Consider the following 20331-nt stretch of genomic DNA (forward strand, 5'->3'; position numbering starts at 1 on the left):
CGGGGGCCGTGCGGGGGACCGGGCTGTGGGGAGGGGCGGGTCCGCATAGGGTCGGGGACGACCGGGTTGGTGTGCGGAAGGAGTCCTTACGTGACCGAGCAGAGCAGCGAGCAGCCCATCCCCGTGATCATCGACTGCGACACCGGCGTCGACGACGCCCTCGCCCTGCTGTTCGCCGTACGCCATCCCGGCCTGGACGTGCGGGCGGTGACCTGCGTCGCCGGGAACACGGACGTGGACGGCGTCGTCCGCAACACGCTGACCGTGCTGGAGCACGCGGGCGCCGGGGACATCCCGGTCGCCCGGGGCGCCGAGCGCCCGCTGATCGAGCCCGCCCGTTCGGCGTCGCACGTGCACGGACAGGACGGCATGGGCGATCTGGGCCTGCCCGCACCGACCCGCCGCCCGGTCGACGTGGACGCCGTCACCCTGCTGCGCCGCGAGATCCTGGCCTCCCCGCGCCCGGTCACCCTGATCCCCACCGCCCCGCTGACGAACATCGCCCTCCTGCTGCGCACCCACCCGGAGGTGACCCGCAACATCGAGCGGATCGTGTTCATGGGCGGCGCGGTGACGACCGGGAACGCCACCCCGGTCGCGGAGTTCAACGTCTGGCACGACCCGGAGGCGGCGGCGGTCCTGCTCACCGCGGGCGTGCCGATCACGATGTACGGCCTGGACGTGTTCACCCGGGTCCTGGTCCCGGCCGCGGACGTGGCCCGGCTGCGGGCGAGTTCGGAGCCCCGGCTGCGCCTGGCCGGCGAACTGCTCGCCCACCGCGACCCGGCCACCTCCGGCGACCCCACCCCCACCGGCGGTCTCGGCGACGCGGGCGCGGTCTGCGCGGTGGCCGACCCGGCGGGCCTGACCACCGAACGCCTCCCGGTCGAGGTCTCCCTCGCCGCCGGCCCGTCCCGCGGCCAGACGATCGTCGACCGCCGCCCCCGCCACGGCGAGTCCGAGATCCACGACGGCATCCGCGAACAGGCCCTGGTGGACGTGGCGTTGGACGTGGACGTGGAGCGTTACGTGAAGCTGTGGCTGACGACGCTGGAGGGGCCCTGAGGACCGTCCCAGGTCTGTCTGACCGTCCGTCCGTCCATCCGTCCTAGGTGTGGTCGGCGCAGCACGGGGTGGGGTTGGGGACCTCGAAGGGCGCGAGGGTGTGGCCGGCGGCCGGCACGAGGGCGAGGACCAGTTGCCCCGCGCGCCATTCGGGTCGTACGTGATCCTGGGTGTGCACAGGGGTGGCCGGGTCGGGGCCGTCGTCCGAGGGCGCGCCGACCACGATCACCCGGTCGACGGCGGTCAGCTCCAGCAGCTCGGCCACGGTGACCGTCCCGGTGAGCCGCTCCGCGCCGGGGTAGACCACGGCCCGGCCGGCCTGCCGCCCCGCGTGCTCGGCGGCGGCCAGGGCGGCGGCGCGGGCCGCTTCGGCCGGACCGTGCGTACGGTCGCCCAGGGCCGCGCCCGTCTCCGCCGCCGTCCCCGTGTCCGTGCCCGTCCCGGCTTCTGCTTCCGGTTCCCCCGCCGCCGTCTCCGTGAGTCGCCGCCAGGCCGCCTGCGCCGACGCGCTGTCCGGCAGGGCGAGGGAGACGGCCGTGCCCCGGCGGGTGTCGGTGCGGATCAGATGGGTGCAGGCGACGGTGCCGGGCGGGAGGTCGAGGGCGGCCACGAGGCGGCGGACGAGATGGTCGGCCTCGCGCAGGCTCGCCGTGCCGGCGTCCACCCCGATGACGGAGTGGACGCCGGACGCGGTGTACTGGTCGTGCTCGTCGTACGGACTGCTCATGCGGGCAGGACCCACATCGGGTTGGAGTAGAACCAGAGGTCCTTCCACGGGTCGGCGTCGCCGAGGACGTCCATCGCCGGGCCCGCGGGGTCGATCGCCGCGCCGTTGACGCCCACGGCGCCGCGGTTGCCGTCGGTGCCGCGCAGGCGGACGTAGACCGGCTTGTCGAGGCGGCCGAGGGAGTACGTCAGGCGGACGCTGCCCGTGGACTTGTTCACCTCGAAGGACTTGACGACCTTCGTCTTCGGCGTGGCGAAGACGTCCTTGTCTGCGACCGGGCCGGTGACATCGCCCTGGATGACGTCGACGCGGGCCAACGAGGGCTGGAACTGCGCCCAGTTGGGCCCGTTGGAGAGGCTGATCCTGATGACCAGGTCGACCTGGGCGCCGCGGCGCACATGCAGCGAGTCGCCCAGGGCGACCTCCCGCCCGCCGGAGACGAGCCGGGCGTCGAGACCGCTGATGAGCCCGCCGTGGTCGACCCAGACGCGGCCCGCGCGGATGCCGTCCATGACCGCCTTGTACGAGAAGGAGGCCGCGCCGACGTGGGTGCGGGAGTACTGGCCGGGCCAGAAGTCGGTGTCGGTGAGGCTGATGCCACCGCCGTAGACCGGGTCGTTGTAACGGCCGTCGGCGTTGAAGTCGCCGCCCGGACCGCGTACGGCGGTGTCGGCGTAGACGTTGTGGGAGTCGGAGTTGGCGGTGATCCACCAGGGCTTGCCCTCGGCGAGGAGGCTGTCCCAGAGGCCGCCGACGGTGGCGGTCATCCAGTCGAAGCCGCCCCAGGTGCGGTAGCTCTCCAGCGGGTAGCCGGGGAAGGACTCGGCGCCGGGGCTGCCGTCGTAGATGCCGCGTCCGCCGCCCGGGCCCTTCGGCGCGGGGAGGCCGGCGGCCTGGTGACCGGGGGCGCCCTCCATGCCGACGGCGATCGTCGGCTGGGCGTCGCGCCAGCCGCGGATCTCGTGCGGGGAGTCGATGCCCTTGCGGGCCGGGTGGTTGGCGAGGAACAGCGCGTCCTTGACCTTGCGGCGGCGGACCTGGTCGGCGAGGAAGTTCACACCCGCGATGGCCAGCGCCTCGTTGGCGGGCGTACCGCTGCTCGCGCCCTTGACGCTGCCGTCGAAGGAGTTCTCGAACTCCTTCAGCACGGCCACCTCGTTGTTGCCGGGGTGCACGAAGACCGTGCCGTGCTCGGCGCCCGGGATGTTCCACTCCAGGCCCTGGAAGACGAGGGTGTCGTCCGTCTGGTCGCGGGCGGCGACGATGTCCGGATTGACCTTCTCCACGCCGATCTTGGCGTGGGCGACGCTGCCGTGGTCGGTGATGACCATCCAGTCCAGGCCGTGCGCGTTGGCCTGCCGTACGTGGTCGATGACCCGGTACTTGGCGTCGCTGCTGTACTGGGTGTGGATGTGGTGGTCGCCGGCCAGCCACAGGTACCCGCCGCGGCCGCCCTGCGTCTTCTGGGACGCCTGCTGCTGCACCGACGCGGCTGCCTCCCCCGCGCCGGCGAGCACGCCGCCCGCCGCCAGCCCCGCGCCGAGCAGTCCGGTACGGCGCAGCATGCCCCGCCGGGACAGCTGGCCGGGCGTCAGCTCCTCGTCCGGGACGGACGTGTCGAGGGCGGGCGGCAGCGACGTGGCGTCCCCGCTCCCGTGGTGGTGGTGATGGTGGTGACCGTGGTCGTCGTGACTGTGGCCGTGGCTCATGCTCAACTCCCGCTGAAATGCAGGGACCTTCACGTGCGGACGTGCAGAGTCTGGAAAGAACCGGTGAACAGCGGGGATCGAGGTGGTGGTGTGGCGACGAACGAGTCATGTGCAGCTCATGCGCGACGAGAACGGGCCGCCCGGCGGGGCCTGGACCCGTGCGACTACAGCGGCGGCTGGGCCGGGGCCGGGCCCAGGGTCGTCGTGCCCGGGGCCGTGCGGTGGCCGAGGCCGGTGCGGTAGGCGTCCAGGGCGGCCTCGACGCGGCCGGTGCGGCGCAGCAGGTCGCCCAGCAGGCGGCAGAGGTCGGCGAGGTCGCCCGCCGCGCCCGCACGCTCCAGGAGGCTGAGGGCGCGCACGTAGTGCTCCTCGGCGGCCTCCGTGTCGCGGGCGTCCTCGGCGATGATGCCGAGCAGCCGGTGCGCGCCCGCCGAGTGCACGGCCCCGCGCTCGGGGGAGAGGTCCCCGAGGACGTCGTTCAGCAGGGCGGCGGCCTCGTCGGACTTGCCCCTGCGGTGCAGGACGTCGGCCAGTTCGACGGCGACCTGGCTGCTGTAGAGGGCGGCGCGCTGGGCCGAGAGCATGGCCTGCGCCTGCTTCAACTCGTCCTCGGCGCGCTCCAGTTCGCCGTTCTGCGCGTAGACGTAACCGCGCATCCAGTGGCAGTTGGCGAGTTCGGTGCGCAGCTGGAGCTGGCGGTAGAGCTCGGCGGCCTTGGCCAGCGAGGCGTCGGCCTCGGCCAGGCGGCCCTCCGCCAGGAGGGTGCGGGCGACGGAGCGGTGCATACGGGCGACGAGCGCGGGGTCGGCGACCTGGGGCGCGAGGGCAAGGGCGAACTCGGCGGCCTGGGCGGCGCGGGCCGCCGCACCCATGTCCATGTACGGGCCGATGATGGAGGCGTAGAGCAGCAGCAGCGCGTCCGGGTCGTGCAGTCCGCCCCGGTTGAGCTCGTCGAGCGTGGACTCCAACAGGTAGACGGCGTAGCGGAGTTCACCGGCGAGGTAGTGGGAGACGGCGCGGCCGCGCAGGGCGGGGACGCGGGCGGGGAGCGGGGCGTCGGCGAGCACGGCCTCGGCGCGCTCGAAGCAGCGGCGGGCCGCGTCCAGGTCGCCCGTGTCGATCCCGCACTCGCCGAGTCCGAGCAGCGCGGTGGCCTGCTCCTCGGCCAGGCCGTGCTGCTCCGCCTCCGCGAGCAGCTCGGTGTACTGCCGTGCCGCCTCCTCGGCCTCGCCGGTGGCCAGCGCCCGCTGGGCCTCGGTGAGGCGCAGCCGCAGGTCGGTGACGAGCCGGGCGGGCCGGCCGGTCGCCAGCTCCTCGAAGTCGACGCCGAGCCGTTCGGCGATGTGCTTGAGCGCCTCGTCGGAGGGCCGCACCCGGCCGGCCTCCAGCGTGGACACATAGGCAGGGGTGTAGGTCGGCTCGGCCAACTGCCGCTGTGTCAGGCCCCGTTCGACGCGCAGCCGCTGCACCCGGCGGCCGACGACCTCCGGCTCGTCCCGCTCTCCCACGCTCGACTCCCCCAACTCCCCCTGTGCCTCTTGCCGTTGGACTATCTCAGCCCCTAGGTTAAACAGCGAGTTAAGCACGCTTAATGGCTTGCTGACGTGAGTATCGCAGTCGCCGACGTTGCGAGGTAGCCGTGCCCGGACGCACAGCCGCACGCCCTTCCGCACGCCCTTCCGCGCCCTACGTCAGGGCCGTCGCCGCAGCGCTCCTGGCTGTCACGGCCCTGATCACCGCAGCCAACGCGGGCCCGGCCAGAGCCACCGCCGACAGCACCCCGACCTCACAGCACGAGACGACCGAGCGCCGTTAGGGTCTGGCAGGGCGAAGACCCGTCCTAGCGCGCGATGTCCGCGACGCCCTTGCGGCCGCAGACCTTTCGGTGGGTCGCGTCCGGTACGTAGGTGCGCCACTGGGACGTCGTCAGCTCGGTGTCGCCCGCGCGTAGGCAGACGCGGGCCACGGCGCGGTCCGGGTCCACGGCGTAGCGCTGGATCGGGACGTGCCGGGCCCCCGCGTACAGGGTGGTGTCGTCCCCGCTGAAGGCGAGGGTCTCGACGGCCTCGCCGGGGGTGGGCAGGGGGCCGCCCAGGGGTTGCTGGGTGGCCGTGTCCCAGAGTTGGAGGGTGCCCGCGTCGCCGCCGACGGCGAGGGTGCGGCCGTCGGGGCTGAGGGCGAGGGCGCTGACGGCCTCCGGGGTGTCGCCGAGCGGCGCGGGGAAGACGTTGCGCAGGACGCCCGCGCGGTGGCGCAGGTCGCCGTCCCACAGGGCGACCCGGCCGGTCTTGTCGCCCGCCGCCAGTCCGCTGCCGCCGGGGCTGAAGGCGAGCGCGTTGATCTCCTCGCCCTGGACGAGGTCCTTCGGCGTGCCTGTGCCGCCGGGCAGCCGGGCGGAGCGGTTGTCGCCGACCAGCAGCCCGCCGTCGGGGCGGACGGCGAGGTGGAGACTGGCCAGGTCGGTGCCGGTGACGACGCTCTTGCGGCGATGGCTCGCGGTGTCCCACGCCTCGTTGCTCAGCGTGCCGATCTCCGGGGTGCGGGTGGTGTAGAGGGTGCGGCCGCCGGCGTCCAGGGCGAGGGTGACGACGGCGGTGCCGGCCGCGGACGTCGACAGGTCCAGGGAGCTCTGCCGCCAGTCGTGGTGGACGTCCCAGACGGTGAAGCGCTGCGGGGACGCCTGCCGGCCGGCGACCGCGATGCCGTAGGCGAAGGAGCCGCCGTCGGGGCTGAAGGTCATGAGCGGGGCCGTGTCCTGCGGCACGACCGGCAGGGCGGGGTCGTCGGAGACGGGCATCGAGGGGGCGGGGAGGGCGCGCAGGAGTCTGCCGTCCCGGGTGTCGTGCAGTTCGAAGCGGTAGCGGCTGCCCGAGCGCCGGGCGGTGGCCAGGGTGCGGCCGTCGGGGCTGAGCAGGACGCCGTCCAGGGGCTGTTCGCGCCACTGGGAGGTCATGGCCGTCGTGAGGTCGAGGGTGTGGACGGTGCCGCCCTCGAGGTAGCGCAGGAAGGGCCGGTCGGGGTCCCAGGCGAGGCAGTCGTAGACGTGCTGGTTGTTGAGCGGGTACCGGAAGACGGGGGCGTCGGGCTTCGACAGCCGCCAGATCCGGATCTCGTCGGCGCCGCCCGTCGCCAGGAAGGCCCCGTCCTTGCTGAGGGAGGCGTACTGCACGCCCTGGTCGGCGACCTCGCCGACCAGCCGCCCCGACGGGATGTCCCAGACGTGGACGCCGGTCGGGGCGACCACGGCGAACCGGTCCGGGCTGCCGTAGCCGTACGCCGCCATCGTGGTGTCGCTGTCGCAGAGCGCGCCCGCGTTCTCCCAGTCGCCGGGCAGCGTGCGGTGGGCGGCCGTGTCCCACACCTGGGGCGCGTGGCCGGTCGGGCAGACGACCACCTTGCCGTCGTCGGCACTCGGCATCACGTTCGTCCGGTCGGCGTCCCGGGTCTCGAACAGCAGCCGGTCGTCCGTGAGGGAGCGCAGCTGCACGCCGTCCTCGAACGTCCGGCCGAGCAGGTAGGCGCGGCCGCTCGGGGCGAGGCTCAGGTCGTGGTCGCCGGTGGTCCGCCCGGCCTTCGCCCAGGTCCCGGCGGCCGTGTCCCACAGCCGCACGCCCGCGTCGTCGGAGAGCGCGAGGATCCGGCCGTCCGGTCCGGCCGCGAGCGCGTCGCCCGCCGGGAGGCTGCCCCGGCCGGTGCGGCGGTGGGTGGCCACGTCCCAGGTCTGCCAGACCCGGCCGCCCACGCCGAGCAGCGTCCGCCCGGAGTCGACGAGGAAGCGGCGCTCGCTGTAGCCGGAGGCGGGGTCGGTGAAGGCGTCCGGCTCCGGCTGGGCGAGCGAGCCGAGCAGGGCCCGCCGGGTCTCCGGCAGCGGGGCGATCCGCCACGCGGCGACCCCGAGCAGCAGCGCGGCCCGCGGGTCGGTCGTGCGCAGTCCGTCGGCGACGGCGGCGATCCGGCGGGCGGTGTTCTGCGTGCGCTGCCGGTCGTTGTCCCGGTGCTGCTCGAACGCGGCCAGGACGACCACCAGACACACCGCCAGCACCCCGGAGAGAGCTCCCACCAGCAGTCGGCCCCGGCGCCTGGACCGGGCCGCGGCCAGCCGCTCGGCCTCCCGGGCATCGAACGCGGCGAGGAGGAAGGACCGTTCGACGGCGGTCAGTCCCGGGTCGGTCGCGTGGTCGGGGAAGAGTTCCTCCGCCCGCGCCAGCCGGCTGCCCCGGTACAGCGCGCCCGGGTCACGGTCGTGCTCCAGCCAGGCGTGCGCGCCCTCGCTGAGCCGACGGTGGTGTCTGAGCCGCTCCCGGTCCTCCTCGACCCAGCCGTGCAGCCGGGGCCAGCAGCCGATCAGGGCCTCATGGGCGAGATGGACGCCGTCCTCGTCGGCGGTCAGCAGCCGGGCGACGGCCAGCCGTTCCAGCACCACCGGGGCCTCGGGGTCCGCATACTCCCTGAGCTCGGCCCGGGTCAGCGGGCGGCGGGTGTCCGGCGTCCCCTGCCCCGGCTCCACCATCCGCAGCAACAGCCGGCGGGCGGTGTGCGCCTGCGCCGGGGAGAGCTGCCGGTACACCTCCTCGGCGCTCGCCGCGATCGCGCCGCTGACCCCGCCGACCGCCTCGTACGCGGCCAGCGTCAGCATCCGCCCCTTGCGCCGCCGCCAGGTCTCCAGCAGCGCGTGCGACAGCATCGGCAGCGCGCCGGGCTGGTCCAGGACCTCCTCGACGATCCGCGCGGTCAGCTCCCGCTCCACGAGCAGCCCCGCCGCCTGCGCGGGCCGCACCACCGTCTCCCGCAGTTCGTCCGCCGACATCGGGCCGACCAGCAGCGCGGACGAGCGCAACGCGTCCGCCAGCCCCCGGTGCTCGGCGCACCGGGCGTAGAAGTCCGCGCGGACGGCGACCAGCACCTTCAGCCGGGAGGCCGGGTCCCGTGCGGCCAGCAGCAGATCCAGGAAGCGGGCCCGTTCCTCGGGGTCCCGGCAGAGGGTGAAGACCTCCTCGAACTGGTCGACGACCACCCAGGCCTCCGGCTCGCCCTCCGCCGGGGCCAGCAGATGCCCGTACGTGGCGGCCGGCCGCGGCCCGGGCGTGAGCACCCGCAGCACGGCAGGAGCCCCGAGCTCCGCGATCTTCTCCCGCAGCCGGGGGATCAACCCCGCCCTCAGCAGCGACGACTTCCCGCTCCCCGAGGCCCCGAACAGCACCGCGAACCGGTGCTCGCCGCACACCAGCCCCTGCACCTCGTCGAGCAGCCGGTCCCGGCCGAAGAACAGCGCTCGGTCGTCCGGCTCGAACCGGGCCAGCCCCCGGTACGGCGGGGTCGCCTCCCCCTCGCCGTCGGCCTGGACCCGGGCGAGTTCGGCCTCGGCCTCCTTCCACCGGGGTTCCCACTCCCCGGGATCCGCCCCGCAGGCCCGCGCATACCCCTGGACCACCGCGAGCGACGGCAGCCGCTCGCCGGCCGCCGCCTGCGACAGCGTCGTCGCGGAGAACCCGGCCGTGATCGCCATCGTGCGGTACGAGGGGGAACCGGCGGACGCGCGCAGCTCACGCAAGTCGTTCGCGAGGCGTTGCACGGGACCGGCTTCGGGGTCCAGGGGTCGTTCGGGACGTCCCACGGGTCCACCCACTTCCGAGCAGCAGATGAAAACGGAGTTCAGGAACGCTCAAACTACGTTTCGTCGTGATCCGTCGTACACCAACGCCTGGTGTGAGGTTGATGACGTGCAGAAACCGCGCCCGGATCAACGCACAGGACCGGACAACGCACAGGAATTGATCGCCCCGTCGAAAGGGGCTGCCGATCAACTCCGGGCCCGCCAGCCTCGAACTCGTCCGAGCACTCGAGGAACTGGAGAGCACCCGCATGTCTTCCCTGGCAACCAAGACGTCGCGCCTCGGCCGAGCCGCCGTCGTCGCCGGCACCGCCGTCGCGCTGACTCTCGGCCTGACCGGCAGCGCCGACGCCGCGATCCTCACCCCCTTCCCCTACATGGGCGCCGGCGCCCCCACGCAGGAGAAGTTCCAGCCGCTGTTCGACTACGACAGCGACAGCTGCTTCCCGGCCGCGGCCGTCGACGCGAGCGGCCGTCTCAACGGCGGACTCAACAACTCCGGCTCGATCACCGGCGGCTGCCGCACCAACCACCTCGGCAAGGCCAACACCTACTCGCGGTCCAAGTGCGACAAGGGCACCGGCTGGTGCGCCGTCGTCTACACCCTGTACATGGAGAAGGACCAGGGCAACGCCGTCGCCGACATCGGCCACCGGCACGAGTGGGAGGCCGCCGTGGTCTGGTGGCACGGCAACGACGAGTGGCCGAGCTATGTGTCGACGTCCGCCCACGGCAACTACACGACCAAGCGGTTCAACGACGTCGAGCGGGTCGGCAAGCGCTTCAAGGTCGTCTACCACAAGGAAGGCGAGTTCGGCACGCACTCCTTCCGCTTCGCCAAGGTCGGCGAGAAGGCGGAGGCCTGGGGCGGCGGCGACAACTGGGACCGTCCGGCCCTCGTGCCCTACGACACCCTGTGGAGCCAGAACCGCACGGCGTTCAACGCGCTCGCGAACTCCGACTGGGGCCAGGCCAACTTCCCGCTCCAGGACAAGAACGACCGCTTCCGCAACACCCTGAACAAGGCCAAGCCGTCCGGCATCAACTTCAACGCCTGGAGCTGACCTCCAACTGCCGCAACTGCTGCTGGACGTGATCCAGGGCGCCCTCGCGCCGACCGGGCACCCTGGCACGCAACTCGGCGAGCGCCGGCCCGAGCTCACGCGCTCGGGCCGCGCTGTCGATCCGCCCCCACTGGTGGTGCGCCCGGTCCACGGCCGCCTCCACGGCAGGAGCGTCGACCGGCTGCCCCACCTCCAGCCGGACGACGGCGACCGCCAGCCACGTCCGGCAGCTCCGCTCGGCGTCCCCGGCGAACATCGCCAGATCCGCCCGGACCTCGGCCCAGTGCAGGGCTTCCTCGGACCCCCGCCCGTGGGCGACCACCGCAGCCTGCTCCCAACGAGCGGCCAGGGAATCGGCGTCGGCATGCCGCCCGTCCCGGACGGCGCCGGAGATGGCGGTATGGGGATCGGCGTCCTGCTCTTTCAGCCAAGGGGCGGCAGGTGTGGCAGGGGCGGCGGACAGCACCAGGTCCGCCGTCTCCCCCTCCCCGGCGAGTCGAGTGAGCGCGGCCTGGTGCAACCGTGAGATCTCCGGCCGCTCCCCACTGCGCAGTATCGTCGCGACCGCCTTCATATAGGACGGCGCCGCGACCCCCCGCCGCCCCGCGGGCGGCGGCGCGACCCGCCCGTAGACGGCGGCCCCGGGCCCGCAGTCCAGCACGTTCGCGCGCAGCCACTCCCAGACTTCGGCGTCCGCGTGCAGATCGAGCACCACCGTCGTGGACCCGGCCGCCCGCAACCGCAGCTCCTCCCGGAACCAGTGCCACGGCAATGCCGTGTACCGAACGGTCGACGGCGTCGTACGCGCCAACGCGAGATGCGGCAGCCGCTGACGCCGGTCGAGGTGCAGTTGTCCGGCGACGAACAGGGTCAGCGGCCCGGGCGCCGCCGCCGCGGCCCGCAGCCGGGTCAGCACGGCCTGCGGCTCCAGCGGATCGGCGAGTTCGACGACGTTCGCGGTGTCGGCGCCGGCCAGCACGGAGGGCGGCACGGCCGCCAGCACGGGGAGCACGGAGGCCGCGTCCACCAGACGTCCCTTGCCCATGGGCGAGGCCGCGAGCACCAGCACGGTTCCGGTCATGGTCCCCTCCCCTGTCGATCACGTACGTCAGCACGGTAACCGCTGCTGCTGCAAAGGGAGGTCTCAGGCCTGCGAACGCCGTACGGCGAAGACGGTGGTGTCGTCGTCCAGACGCCCTCCGCAGTGCCGCAGCGTGCCGTCCCGCACGAAGGCGACCAGACGGCCCGGTTCGGCGACGCGCGGATCGCGGGCGAGGGCCGCCGCGACCTCCTCGGCCAGCGGGTAGAACTCCCCGGCGCGGTCCCGTGCCTCGGTCACCCCGTCGGTGACCAACAGCAGCGTCGCACCGGCGGCGACGGTCACCCGCAGGACCTGCGGCGGCCCGACCTGCCCGACGACGAGCTCACCGAGCCCGAGCGGAAGCCGGTCGCCCTGCGGCAGCGCCCGTACGGCGCCCGCCGCCCCGCCGACCGCGAGCACCGGCTCATGCCCGAACCCGACGATCTCGATGTCCTCGGTGCCCTCGGCGTTCTCGGTGTCCTCGGTGTCCTCGATCCTCTCGACGGCCGCCTTCCCGTCCTCCTCCCGCACCGGGAAGGCGATGAGCACGGCCGTCGCGAACCGGTCGCCGTCCGCCCGCCCGAGCGCCACCGTGTGCTGACGGTGCCGTCGCATCCGGGTCTCCAGCCGGGCGGCGACGACGCCCAGGTCCGCCTCGTGGTACGCGGCCTCGCGGAACGTGCCCAGCAGCGCCGCCGCCGTCTCCACCGCGCCCAGCCCCTTGCCCTGCACATCGCCGAGCAGGACGCGGGTGCCGTGCGGGCCGGGCTGGATGTCGTAGAAGTCGCCGCCCATCCGGGCGTCGGCGTCGGCGGCGAGGTAGACCGCCGCGTGGTCGAGGCCGCCCCAGCCCGGCGGCAGCGGGCGCAGCACCGTACGGCGGGTCGTCTCGGCGATGTCCATCATGTGCAGCATCCGCCGCTCGCCGCGCACCCGGACCGACGCGGCCAGCACCGACAGCAGACCGCCGACGAGGACCAGGACGAAGTCGGCGGGGCCCTCCCGGTACTCGGAGGGCCAGGCGGCGTCGCTGGTGGCGTAGGCGACGAGGGCGAGCGCCGCGAAGAGCGCCGTCGTCCAGACCCCGCACAGCGCGGAGGCGATGGCGGCGACGAACACACACCACGAGACGATCCGGAACTCGCCGGTGCTGTTGAAGTCGGCGTAGGTGATGACGACGAGCACGAGCAGCGGCACCAGCCAGGTGATGCTGCGGCCCTTGATCTGGAGCAACTGGTGACGTTGCAGCACGTCCCGGCGCCGGGCCCGCGGACGGCGGTCCATGGGACGAGCGAAACACGGGCCGCGGCCGCCCGCATCCGGGAACCCGTCCGGCGCGACCCCTGCCGGCCGACTTGCCACCGCCCCGCCCCAGGTGTGCCCTGGAGGGAGGCGGGGCGAGGAGAGAGGAGTGCTCCCATGTCTCATGCGGTGCCCACGTCGGGAGTGCCGGCCGAACGGAACCCGTTCGCACGGCCGCAGACACCCAACGTCTTCAGCGAACGCTTCCACCGCAACGCCCAGGCGTCGACGGCCGTGACCCTGGGGCTCGTCTACGGCTACTGGGTCGCGGCCAACAACCGCTCCGGCGGCCCGATCACCGGCTGGAACGTCCTGCTCGGCTTCGTGAGCGCGTTCGCGTTCGCGGCGCTGTACCTGGGCATCCACGCCCTGGCCCCACGCATGCGGCGCGAAGTGCACGCCTTGCTGTGGACGGCCTTCGCGGGCTGTTCCTTCGGCTTCCTGTACAGCCAGACCGGCGCGTCCGTCCTGCGTTCCACGGGCATGGCGCTGGCGGTCGCGGCGGTCACCATGGCCACGCTCTTCTACCGCTACTACACGCACGAGGACGCGGAGGGACACCGCATCCGCTGACCCCCGTCACACAGGCCCCGGCGTTGTACGCCGGGGCCCATGCGTTCCCTCATCCCTCCACTCACCGGCCGGCCGGGATCCTCTCCCAGCCGTCCGACGAGGTCTGTCCCCCAGAACCAGGAAACACCCGTTCGGGCGAACCCTCCACCGGAACATGTCACGGTGCGCCACCCGTACGGCCGCGACAGGCTCGCGCTCCCCGCCCCGACCCCGTTGCCTTGAGACGTGTCCCGAAGCCTGCGGACCGCTCTCTCGGCCGCCCTCATCGCGCTGTCCTGCCTGTTCACGCCGTTCGGCGCGCTCGCGGCCTGGGCGGCGTACGGCCTCACCGACACCCGCGGCTATGTGACCACGATGGCGCCGCTCGCCTCCGACCCGGCCGTGCGGGACGCCGTCGCGGACACGGTGGGTGACGGTGTGGCACGCGAGTCGGGACTGAACCCGGTCTTCCTGCGGGAGGCGGTCCGCTCGTTCACCGCGACCCGCGCCTACCGCAGCGCATGGGACGCGGGCAACGAGGCGGCGCACACGGCGGTGATGCACGCGCTCCGCGACGAGGACCCCGACGGCCGCGGCGGCCACGCCGACGAGCCGGTCACCGTGGACCTGGCGACCGTCACCGCCCCGCTCAAACGCCAACTGACGGTCGATCACGTGCCGTTCGCCGAACGCATCCCCGTCGAGCACACGCGCGTGGCGCTGCTCCCCTCCGACGACCTGGCCGCACTCCGGAAGGGCTATCGCGTGCTGGACGTGGCCGGTTTCTGGCTTCCCCTGACGGCCGTCGTGTTCGCGGTGACCGGTATCGCGGTGGCGGCCTGCCGTCGCCGGGCGATCACCGCGACCGCCCTCGGCACGGCCCTGGGCGGCGCTTTCCTGGGCCTCGCGGTCGCCGTCGGCCGCCGGCTGACCCTCGCCGACCTCCCCGACCCGGCCCACCGCCCGGCCGCGGGCGCCGTCTACGACGCCCTCACCGAGACCCTGCGCACGGCCTCGTGGCTGCTGCTGGCGCTGGGCCTGACGCTGGCGGCGGCGACCTGGCTCAGCCGGCCCGGCTCTCCGGCGGCCCGGCTGCTGCGAGGCCGGCGAGCGTCCGCAGCGCCCGCGCAAGCTCCGGGGGCGGAGCCGACGCGAGTCCGAGCCTGACCGCGTCCGGCGTGCGGTGCGGGTCGACGGCGAAGGCGGTGCCCGGAGTGACGGCGATGCCGTGCGCGGCGGCCGCGGCCGTGAAGGTGTCCGCCCGCCAGGGCGCGGGCAGCTCCCACCAGGCGAAATAGGCGCGCGGATCGGTCCGTACGGTGAACCCCGCGAGATGCTCGGCGAGAATCGCCTGCCGTCGCGCGACGTCCGCCCGCTTCTCCTCGACGAGCCGGCGCACCACCCCGTCGCCCGTCCACCGCACGGCCGCCTCCACCGCGAACCGCCCCGCGCTCCACCCCCCGGACCGCACCGCGGCCCCCACCGCCTCCGTCCGCTGCCCGGGCACGACGAGAAACCCGACGGTCAGCCCGGGCGCGACCCGCTTGGACAGCCCGTCGACGACATGGGTGAGCCCGGGGGCGTGGACGGCGAGCGGAACGGCGTCCGGATGGAGGAACGACCAGATGCGGTCCTCGACGACGGGCAGCCCCGACTCGACGACCAGCCGCCCGAGTTCATGCCGCCGCCGCTCGCTCATGGTCGCGGCCGTCGGGTTGTGCAGGGTCGGCTGGAGGTAGAGGGCGGAGAGGGGAGCGGCGCGGTGGACGGCGGCGAGCGCGTCCGGCCGCACGCCCTCCGCGTCGCCGGGGAGCGGCACGAGCACCAGCCCCAACCGCCCGGCGATCTCCTTGACCAGCGGATATGTCAGCTCCTCCACCCCGACCCGGCCGCCCGGCCGGACCAGGGAGGCGAGAGCGGCGGCGATGGCCTGACGGGCGTTGCCGGCGAAGAGGACCCGGGAGGGGTCCGGCCGCCAGTCGGGGAGGGCGAGGAGTTCGGCGGCGGCCTCGCGGGCCGCCGCGGTCCCGTCGGCGGCGCCCGGACGCATCGCCTCCGTCAGCGCGTCGGCCCGCAGCAGCGGCGCGAGGGAGGGCGCGAGCAGCTCCGACTGGCCCGGCACGGCCGGGTAGTTGAGCTCCAGGTTGACGGGCGCGGCGGTGGCCGACTCGATGAGCGCGCGCCCCTGCGCCCCGTCCGGCGCGGCCCGCACGAAGGTGCCCCGGCCGACCTCCCCCACCACCAGCCCGCGCCGGACGAGTTCGCCGTAGACCCGCCCGGCCGTCGAGGGCGCGATGCGATGCCGTCGCGCGAACCACCGCTGCGGAGGCAGCCGTTGACCGGGGCGGAGCCGCCCGACCGCGATGTCTTCGGCGATGCGGTCGGCGATGGACCGGAAGTCACCCACTCCCGCCCCCCTTCTTTCTGAGATTGCTGAGATTGCACCGAGGGCAAAGATCTTATTGCACCGAGGATTTCAGCCGCCCTACTGTCGATCACATGGCGCTTCCCCTTGTACTCGTCCACGGCCACCCCTTCGACCACACGATGTGGACCCCGCAGATCGAGGCGTTCTCGCCCACCCGCCGGGTGATCGCCCCGGACCTGCGCGGCTACGGAACCTCCCCGGCGGTCCCGGGCATCACGCTGCTCTCCGACTTCGCGCAGGACATCGCGTCGCTGCTGGACGAGCTGAAGGTGGAGACCTTCGTGCTGGCCGGTCTGTCGATGGGCGGCCAGATCGCGATGGAGTGCTGCGCGCGGCTCGGCGACCGCGTCCGGGGCCTGGTCCTCGCCGACACCTTCGCCGCGCCGGAGACCCCCGGCGGCCGGCTGGCCCGCAACGAGATGGCCGACCGGCTGCTCGCGGAGGGCATGGCCGGCTACGCCGACGAGGTGCTGGAGAAGATGGTCGCCCCCTACGCCGACCCGGCCGTCAAGCGCCACGTCCACCGCATGATGACGGCCACCTCCCCCGAGGGCGCGGCGGCGGCCCTGCGCGGCCGGGCCGAACGCCCCGACTACCGGCCCCTGTTGACCCGGGTCACGGTCCCCGCGCTGGTCGTGGTCGGCGAGGACGACGAGTACACCCCGGTGTCGGACGCGGCGGCGCTGCACGCGGCGCTCCCCGACTCCGCACTCCATGTCATCGCCCGCGCGGCCCACCTGCCGAACCTGGAGCGGGCGGCGGAGTTCAACAAGGTGCTCGAAGACTTCCTGGCGAAGATCGAGGCGTAGCCTGGCCGGGATGCGTTCGACACGCGTGCGGCTCCTCGGCGCCTGGTGTGCGGGGCTGCTGCTGGCCGGGATGAGTGTGGTCGTCGGGTGTCGGGTCGCCGATGCCGACGGCGTCACGCCCGTGCCGCAGCTGCTGGCGTTTCTGCCGTGGCTGATCGTGCCCACCGGGGCCGGGATCCTGGTCACGATGCTCGCCCGCTGGTGGACCGGGCTGTGGTGGGGAGTCGTCGTGCTCGGGCTGCTCGCCTGGTCCGTCGAGCCGTACGGGACCGGCGCGGAACCCGGGGGACCGGAGCTCGCCCGGCTGCGGGTGCTGACGTCGAACGTCGAGTTCGGGTGGGCGACCGACGCCCTGATCCCGGTGGTCCGGCGCGAGAAGCCGGACATCGTGTTCGTGCAGGAGTGCGAGTACAGCTGCCTGGCGGCCGTACGGAAACAGCTCGGGGGCGCGTACCCCTACCGGCAGGCCGTGCCCGGGGACAGCTCCGTCGGCTCGGTCGTCCTCAGCCGGTATCCGCTGACGGCGGCGGAGGGCGTGCCCGGCGAGATGGGGATGCCGGGGGCGGTCGCCGACGTCGGCGGACGGGCCGTACGGCTCCAGCTCGCCCATCCCAAGCCGCCGCTGCCCGGCCAGGTGACCGTGTGGCGGCGGGAGCTGGGGCGACTGCGCGACTTCGCCGCCGCCCACCGGGACGGTCCGCTCATCCTCGCCGGCGACTTCAACGCCTCCCAGGACCACGCCGTCTTCCGCCGCATCCTGGACACCGGGCTGCGCGACGCGGCCCGCCTCGCCGGCGAGGACCGCGAGCCCAGCTGGCCGAGCCGCACCACGCCCGCCTTCGGCGCGCAGATCGACCACGTCCTCGTCTCGAAGCAGTTCGCGGCGGGCGACGCCCGCTTTCTCCGCCTCGACGGCACCGACCACCGCGCGCTGCTGGTGACCCTCACCCTGCACCGGACCTGACGACGCGGACGACGGCGGCCCGCATCCGTGCGAGGCACGGACCCGAACCGCCGTCGGAGCACGAGGGCCCTAGCGACCGATGTCCTGGCCGTCCTTCCGCCAGACGGCCACGACGGCCGGGCGGACGTACTTGCCCGCGCCGTCCGGCCAGGCGCTGGCCGGCTTGTCGACGGTCGCGCCGTCGATCTCGCCCGGGTGCTGCACGGCGACGAGGACCCGGCGGTCCTGGATGAGCGGACCGCAGGTCTCCGCGCCCTTCGGCACGGTCAGGAACTGCTTGAGCTCACCGCGCCGCGGACCGGTGGTGGCCACGCCGAAGAGCCCGTCGTGCGAGCCGAGCTGGGAGCCGTCGGTGGAGATCCACAGGTTGCCGTACGGGTCGAAGGCGACGTTGTCCGGGCAGGAGATCGGGCTGACGTCGTCCTTCGGGAAGCCCGCGAAGTAGGTCGCCGGGTCGTCGGGGTCACCGGCGACGAGGAACAGCGACCAGGCGAAGGCCGTGCTCTCGGGACGGTTGCGCGCCTCGGTCAGCTCCAGGACGTGCCCGTGCTTGTTGGCGTTGCGCGGGTTGGCCTCGTCGGCCTTGGCGTTCGAGCCGACGCCGCGGTTGGTGTTGTTGGTCAGCGCGATGTACACCTTGCCGCTGACGGGCGACGGCTCGATGTCCTCGGGCCGGTCCATCTTGGTGGCGCCCACCTTGTCGCCGGCCAGCCGCGTGAAGACGAAGACCTCTTCCGCGGTCATGCCCTCGACGTGGCTGACGGCGCCCTTGGCGGTGGCGGTGGCGATCGGGATCCACTGGCCGCTGCCGTCGAACTCGCCGTCGGCGGGCAGCTTGCCGGTGCCGTCGATCTCGATGGCGGGGGAGTCGCCGGTCAGCTTGGCGACGTACAGGGTGCCCTCGTCGAGCAGCGACAGGTTGTGCTCGCGCACGGACCGGCTCGACCCCTTCTTCATGCGCTTGCTGCCGACGAACTTGTAGAAGTAGTCGAACCGCTCGTCGTCGCCGGAGTAGACGACCGGCCGCCCGTCCGCGGTCATCCGCACGGTCGCGGCCTCGTGCTTGAACCGCCCGAGCGCGGTGTGCTTGCGGGGCGTCGAGGTCGGGTCGTAAGGGTCGAATTCCACGACGTACCCGAAGCGGTGGACCTCGTTGGGCTCCTGGGCGACGTCGAACCGCTTGTCGAACCTCTCCCACTTGCGCTCGGTGGCCCCGGTCCCGATCCCGTAACGCTTGTCGGTGGCCCGGCTGCTGTTGGCGAAGTACTGGTTGAAGTTCTCCTCGCCGTGGAGCGTGGTGCCCCAGGGGGTCGTCCCGCCGGAGCAGTTGTTGAGCGTGCCGAAGACCTTGCGACCGGTCGGGTCGACGGAGGTCTTGAGCAGGTCGGACCCGGCGGCGGGCCCGGTCAGCCGGAACTCGGTGGTGGCGGTGACCCGCCGGTTGAGGTGGTGCCGGGGCACGGCCGTCAGCTTCCCGGTCCGACGGTCCTCCTCCACCACCACGGCGGCCAGCCCGTGGGCCGCCCAGGCGACCTCGACCTGCTGCCGGGTCGGGTTGGCGGCGTCGTAGCCGCGGAACATGAGGATCTCGTCGGTGTACTCGTGGTTGGCCACGAGCAGCTGCCGGTCGCACTCGCCCGGAAGGGGCAGCAGCGCCAGGAAGTCGTTGTTGTACCCGAACTGACCGGCCTGGGCGGCAGCGGTCTGGTTCTCCGGGTCGAAGGCCGGAGCGCCGCGCAGAATGGGCTCGCCCCAGCGGATGACGACGTTCTGCCCGTACCCGTCCGGGACGGTGACGGCGTCGAGGGTGTTCGGAGCGACGGAGCTGTAGCGCAGCCCACGGGCCGCGCTGCCTGCGGGTTTCCCGGTGGTCTGCGCCGGTGCGGCCGCGACCGGCAGCGCACCGGCGGTCCCGGCGGCGGCCGCGACGGTCACGACGGCGGCGGCGCGCATCATCGTCCGGCGGCCGATGGCCCCCGCGATGACGTCACCGACGTACTCGTTGTCGCTGGTGTTGGGCACCTCGTGGAAACAGGCGTCACCACACCGGAAACGGCAGGTCATGGCGGAGCGACCGCCGGGATGGGACTGGGACGGCGTTCCGATCAACGGCAGAAGCTTGCGCACCTTTAATCTCCCCTTGCATGCCCTTGGTGTGAGCGTGACGGTAGGGGCACGTATGTGCGCAGGCGCTGCCGCAGCGTGAACGAAGGGTGAATCCCAGGCAGACACAAGGGTGTTGGGCTTGCGCGGAGGGGGCGGGGAGGCGGTATTGACACACGTGGATTCCCCACACTCACCCCTGCCCAAGATCACCACCCAGGGCCGCTAACCTTACGTGTCCGTCCTGGCCAGGGATTTACGGGCATCAACTCATGCGAAGGGTTGCGCATATGGGCATTCTCACTCTCCTGCGGAACGCGTTCGGCAGGTCCCGCAAGGGGCGTCCCGCCGAGGCAGAGGGTGCGGAACAGGTTCCTTCGCAGGAACGAACCGCCGCCCCTGAGGAGCGGGACCACGAGGCGACCGCGCCCACTCCGGCGCCGAAGCCGGAACCGACGGTCCCGTCCCCGTCCCCCGAACCCACCCCGAAGCCCACCCCGACCGCCCAGGTCCCCGAACCCCGCCCGTCGACCGACGACAACGAACACGACCTCGTCGCGGCAGCCTTCGACAACGTGTCGGTCCCGAAGCCGACGAGGTCGGAGGACCAGACAGAAACAAACGACCAGCCTGCGGCTGTGGCTGTGGACGCGGATGCGGATGCGGACGGGGCTGCGGCTGCGGACACGACTGCGGCTGCGGCTGTGGAGCCGGCTGCGGACGCGGATGTGGAGCCCGCTGCGGATCCGGCTGAGGCTGCGGACGGGGCTGCGGCTGCGGACGCGGTTGCGGACGCGGCTGTGCCGGACGCCGAGGCTGAGACCGAGGTGACGACTGCGGAGGAGGCTACGGCTGAGGCTGAGGCGACCCCCGAGGCTGAGGCGGCCCCTGAGGCCGAGGCCGAGGTGACGCCGAC

General features: G+C 73.3%; 14 protein-coding genes and 1 pseudogene. 7 read left to right on the top strand and 8 right to left on the bottom strand.

All coding sequences use genetic code 11. The annotated features are described in order from the left end of the window. Window positions 1-90: 90 nt before the first annotated feature. Window positions 91-1065, top strand: a complete 975-nt coding sequence (locus tag ACWD4O_RS08430) for a nucleoside hydrolase (RefSeq protein WP_450946450.1) — start codon at window positions 91-93, stop codon at window positions 1063-1065. A 43-nt stretch (window positions 1066-1108) separates the two neighbouring features. Here the strand turns inward: ACWD4O_RS08430 and ACWD4O_RS08435 are convergent, their stop codons facing one another. The 4 genes from ACWD4O_RS08435 to ACWD4O_RS08450 all read right to left on the bottom strand — a co-directional run bounded on the left by ACWD4O_RS08435 (window position 1109) and on the right by ACWD4O_RS08450 (window position 9115). Then, window positions 1109-1792: a hypothetical protein gene (locus ACWD4O_RS08435; RefSeq protein WP_451278686.1), complete on the bottom strand. Its 684-nt coding sequence runs from the start codon at window positions 1790-1792 to the stop codon at window positions 1109-1111. After that, entirely contained in the window at window positions 1789-3501 is a 1713-nt protein-coding gene (locus ACWD4O_RS08440; RefSeq protein ID WP_451278688.1) for a PHP domain-containing protein, read from the bottom strand. The genes ACWD4O_RS08435 and ACWD4O_RS08440 overlap by 4 nt, the downstream gene beginning before the upstream one ends. A gap of 164 nt (window positions 3502-3665) precedes the next feature. Further along, window positions 3666-5009, bottom strand: coding sequence for a helix-turn-helix domain-containing protein (locus tag ACWD4O_RS08445; RefSeq protein ID WP_451278690.1), 1344 nt, complete (start codon window positions 5007-5009; stop codon window positions 3666-3668). Between the two features lie 332 nt (window positions 5010-5341). Continuing rightward, on the bottom strand, window positions 5342-9115 hold the full coding sequence (locus ACWD4O_RS08450; RefSeq protein WP_451278692.1) for an nSTAND1 domain-containing NTPase: 3774 nt from the start codon (window positions 9113-9115) through the stop codon (window positions 5342-5344). Between the two features lie 248 nt (window positions 9116-9363). Between ACWD4O_RS08450 and ACWD4O_RS08455 the strand changes: the two genes are divergently transcribed. Then, window positions 9364-10176, top strand: a complete 813-nt coding sequence (locus tag ACWD4O_RS08455; RefSeq protein WP_451278694.1) for an NPP1 family protein — start codon at window positions 9364-9366, stop codon at window positions 10174-10176. Here the strand turns inward: ACWD4O_RS08455 and ACWD4O_RS08460 are convergent. Next, window positions 10160-11257, bottom strand: coding sequence for a hypothetical protein (locus ACWD4O_RS08460; RefSeq protein WP_451278696.1), 1098 nt, complete (start codon window positions 11255-11257; stop codon window positions 10160-10162). The two genes, ACWD4O_RS08455 and ACWD4O_RS08460, sit on opposite strands and share 17 nt — an antisense overlap. Window positions 11258-11320: 63 nt before the next feature. Then, window positions 11321-12541, bottom strand: a complete 1221-nt coding sequence (locus tag ACWD4O_RS08465) for a PP2C family protein-serine/threonine phosphatase (RefSeq protein WP_451278698.1) — start codon at window positions 12539-12541, stop codon at window positions 11321-11323. 135 nt (window positions 12542-12676) lie between these two features. Here ACWD4O_RS08465 and ACWD4O_RS08470 point away from each other — a divergent pair, with 135 nt between their 5' ends. Together ACWD4O_RS08470 and ACWD4O_RS08475 are read left to right on the top strand one after the other, a co-directional pair. Then, window positions 12677-13132, top strand: coding sequence for a hypothetical protein (locus tag ACWD4O_RS08470; protein WP_451278700.1), 456 nt, complete (start codon window positions 12677-12679; stop codon window positions 13130-13132). Between the two features lie 225 nt (window positions 13133-13357). Then, the gene (locus ACWD4O_RS08475; RefSeq protein ID WP_451278702.1) at window positions 13358-14278 is read left to right on the top strand and encodes a hypothetical protein; all 921 of its coding nucleotides are present in this window, start codon (window positions 13358-13360) and stop codon (window positions 14276-14278) included. Here ACWD4O_RS08475 and ACWD4O_RS08480 read toward each other — a convergent pair. Beyond that, a complete protein-coding gene (locus tag ACWD4O_RS08480) occupies window positions 14175-15518 on the bottom strand; it encodes an aminotransferase-like domain-containing protein (protein WP_451278704.1) in 1344 nt (447 codons plus the stop codon). The two genes, ACWD4O_RS08475 and ACWD4O_RS08480, sit on opposite strands and share 104 nt — an antisense overlap. Before the next feature lie 92 nt (window positions 15519-15610). Between ACWD4O_RS08480 and ACWD4O_RS08485 the strand changes: the two genes are divergently transcribed. Beyond that, window positions 15611-16348: an alpha/beta fold hydrolase gene (locus tag ACWD4O_RS08485; protein ID WP_451278706.1), complete on the top strand. Its 738-nt coding sequence runs from the start codon at window positions 15611-15613 to the stop codon at window positions 16346-16348. A 10-nt stretch (window positions 16349-16358) separates the two neighbouring features. Further along, window positions 16359-17312, top strand: a complete 954-nt coding sequence (locus tag ACWD4O_RS08490; RefSeq protein WP_451278708.1) for an endonuclease/exonuclease/phosphatase family protein — start codon at window positions 16359-16361, stop codon at window positions 17310-17312. Window positions 17313-17381: 69 nt separating this feature from the next. On the opposite strand, the gene ACWD4O_RS08495 is transcribed toward ACWD4O_RS08490, so the two are convergent. Then, window positions 17382-19439 carry a PhoX family protein gene (locus ACWD4O_RS08495; protein WP_451278710.1) on the bottom strand — a complete coding sequence of 686 codons (2058 nt, stop codon included), beginning with the start codon at window positions 19437-19439 and terminating at the stop codon, window positions 17382-17384. 266 nt (window positions 19440-19705) lie between these two features. Between ACWD4O_RS08495 and ACWD4O_RS08500 the strand changes: the two are divergent. Further along, window positions 19706-20331, top strand: a pseudogene (locus ACWD4O_RS08500) (VWA domain-containing protein); the annotation flags it as partial.

It is taken from the genome of Streptomyces sp. NPDC002623 (genome assembly GCF_053592635.1).

Bases quoted from the DNA above. Each gene is read 5' to 3' on its own strand.
- ACWD4O_RS08435 (WP_451278686.1), bottom strand. From the start codon at position 1,792: ATGAGCAGTCCGTACGACGAGCACGACCAGTACACCGCGTCCGGCGTC.
- ACWD4O_RS08470 (WP_451278700.1), top strand. From the start codon at position 12,677: ATGTCTCATGCGGTGCCCACGTCGGGAGTGCCGGCCGAACGGAACCCG.
- ACWD4O_RS08460 (WP_451278696.1), bottom strand. From the start codon at position 11,257: ATGACCGGAACCGTGCTGGTGCTCGCGGCCTCGCCCATGGGCAAGGGA.
- ACWD4O_RS08465 (WP_451278698.1), bottom strand. From the start codon at position 12,541: ATGGACCGCCGTCCGCGGGCCCGGCGCCGGGACGTGCTGCAACGTCAC.
- ACWD4O_RS08440 (WP_451278688.1), bottom strand. From the start codon at position 3,501: ATGAGCCACGGCCACAGTCACGACGACCACGGTCACCACCATCACCAC.
- ACWD4O_RS08490 (WP_451278708.1), top strand. From the start codon at position 16,359: ATGCGTTCGACACGCGTGCGGCTCCTCGGCGCCTGGTGTGCGGGGCTG.
- ACWD4O_RS08485 (WP_451278706.1), top strand. From the start codon at position 15,611: ATGGCGCTTCCCCTTGTACTCGTCCACGGCCACCCCTTCGACCACACG.
- ACWD4O_RS08455 (WP_451278694.1), top strand. From the start codon at position 9,364: ATGTCTTCCCTGGCAACCAAGACGTCGCGCCTCGGCCGAGCCGCCGTC.